This is a genomic window from Microcoleus sp. B3-D2, assembly GCF_036705345.1.
Lineage (GTDB): Bacteria > Cyanobacteriota > Cyanobacteriia > Cyanobacteriales > Microcoleaceae > Microcoleus.
In genome coordinates this window covers 62,009-64,809 of record NZ_JAUBUG010000043.1, presented here as the reverse complement: position 1 = coordinate 64,809, position 2,801 = coordinate 62,009, and the positions used below count along the sequence as shown (strand labels likewise).

Below are 2,801 nucleotides of genomic sequence, written 5' to 3'. Positions count from 1 at the left end.
AAGTTACATTATCCGATATGAGGAATTGGTTTACTCACTGCTGTTATTGTACCTCATCTATCTGAGAAACGCTATAATTCAGTTTTACCTTGGATGAAATACAGCTAGGTAAACTGTAGTGCCTTGTGCGTATAAGTAACATATCATACTCAAATAAAAACTACTAAATATAATTAAGAGAAGTTATTCGGGGGGAAATTACCTCCACCATTTCCGACTACCAGAAATCAGACTACTGTTAGCAAAGTAATGTAGCAAAAATTTGCTGGTACAACCTAGATTTATTTATTTGAATAGGCGCGATAAATGTTGTAATATATTCCCAGCGGTAGAAGTTGATTTTTCCAAGGTAGTCAAGACACAACAGGGAAATGCCGAGCCAAATAAATAAATAAAAATTTTAAAAAAGAACACTATGTCTCAATTTAGTGTTAAGATATAATCAAATAAGTCTGATGAGGTTACTCCAGGGTGTATCTACTAATAATGCCCTTAATGGAGTCTCCAATATGAGTTCTACGTTCGCTCAAGTTAACTCACAATCTTCTCTTGAAAACCGGCCACTGCGCTCATTAGTCTTCATTGACTCCGGCGTGGAAGATTACGAGTCAATTACAGCGGGAGTGCTGCCGGGACAGCAGGTAGTAATACTCGATCGCACCAAAAACGGCATCGAACAAATCACCTCCGAGATGGAAAAATACGCCTCTACTAAGGGGGCGCTAGACTCGGTTCACATTATTTCTCACGGCAGTTCTGGCAGCCTACAATTAGGCAATACCGCTCTGGGTTCAGATAACCTAGAGCAATACAAAAGCCAGTTGGAAAAGTGGAAAAGTTCACTAGCCCCACAAGCAGACATCATGCTGTACGGCTGCGATGTAGCAGGCGGTACAGGTGCTAATTTCGTCGATCGATTCAGTGAATTAACCGGGGCTGACGTTGCGGCATCCACCAACACAACCGGCCGCGGCGGCGACTGGAATTTAGAATTTGCTAGGGGTCAAATTGAATCTCCCTTAGCCTTGCAGCCAGAGGCTATGGCTAGTTACCAAGGTGATTTAGCTACGATCGTAGTAGCCAACAATAGCGATAGCGGGCCCGGTTCATTAAGGGCTGCGATCGCCACCGCTGTTGCCGGCGATATCATCACCTTCGCTCCAGGTTTAGCCAGCCAAACCATTACCCTCACCAGCGGTCAACTCGATATTCCCGTTGGCAAAAACATCACCATTGACGGCGCCGCCGCACCCGGTTTAACCATCAGCGGCAACAACGCATCCCGCGCCTTTTTTGTCAATGCCAACGTTGCAACTGCTACCAATTTTGTTGTCAAAAACCTGATTATTACTAACGGCAAAACTACGGATCGAGGTGGCGCGATCGGCACAACCGACGAAGTAAACCTCACAGTAGAAAACGTTCAGTTCAACAACAACGTCGCCGATAAAGGCGGTGGCGCAATTTTCGGTAATTTCAACAATACCCTGACTGTTACCAACAGTAAATTCAACGGCAACGTAGCCACCGGAGCTAACGATGAACGCGGTGCAGGTGCGATCGGCTTTTTGAGTTTCAAAACAATTACAGTCACCAACAGCGACTTCACCAACAACAAAGGAATTAACGGCGGGGCGATTAACAGCCTTCAAGGTAAGCTGACAATTGACAACTCCCGATTCATCGGCAACGACACCACCGCAGCCTCTTACGCAACAGGCCAAGTTAACCCTGGTTTAAGGGGTAACGGTGGCGCTATTTACACAGACAGAGCCAGCAATCCCAGCGAAGCTTCCGGGACAATTAAGATCACCAAAAGTGTATTTCAAGACAACAAAGGGCGAGGCGAAGGCGGAGCAGCTTATCTGTTTACCGGCACCCAAGATAGCGTAAGTATTGCAGACAGCACCTTCCAAAACAACGAAATTCTGTCGCTTCCCGGTGGCAACAACGGAGTTGGAGGCGGGTTGGTGAATTTGAGCAACGGCCTCAACAAAGGACTTACGGTCTCCAACACCACCTTTGCTGGCAACAAAGCCCCCGCTCAAGGTGGGGCAATGTGGATCATGGATGCGCCTACCACGATTACCAACAGCACCTTTTCTGGCAACCAAGTTACTGGGACTACCGACTTTTACGGCAATGTCGGCGGTGCAATGGCTCTTTATGCCCCCACAACCATCCTCAACACCACCATTGCCGATAATTTCGCCCGTTGGGTTGGCGGAGGCATCTCGGCTGCGGAAGGAAAGCCTGTCAGCGTCAAGAACACGATTTTTTCTAACAACACGGCGGGGAATGAGTTTGGCATTCAGCAGCACACCAGCAGCGAACTAACTGACCAAGGTGGCAATTTTCAGTGGCCTGTCAAAAAAACCACTAACTTCAACGATTACAATGCGACGGCAAGTATTACGATCGCAGACCCCTTACTTGGCCCTTTGCAAACCCTCAACGGCGCTTTAGTCAGGCCGCTGCTGATAGGAAGTCCGGCAATTGATAAAGGGATTGCCACCGGCGCACCCACTACGGATCAGCGCGGCCTGACTCGCCCTCAAGATGGCGACACCATTCCAGGCGCGATCGTGGACAGCGGCTCTTTTGAATTGGGAGGTAGTGTCGTCCCGGTGCCAACTCCGACGCCCGCACCGGTGCCAACTCCGACACCCGCACCAACTCCAACTCCGACACCCGCACCGGCGCCAACTCCGACACCCGCACCGACGCCAACTCCGACACCCGCACCGGCGCCAACTCCGACACCCGCACCGGCGCCAACTCCGACACCCGCACCAGCGCCA

Annotated in this window: 1 protein-coding gene; it reads left to right on the top strand. The window is 49.5% G+C overall.

Annotation, left to right across the window (positions count from 1 at the left end):
* Positions 1–509: 509 nt before the first annotated feature.
* The coding region (locus QUB14_RS17365; RefSeq protein ID WP_333218281.1) for a DUF4347 domain-containing protein at positions 510–2,801 on the top strand (2,292 nt) is incomplete at its 3' end.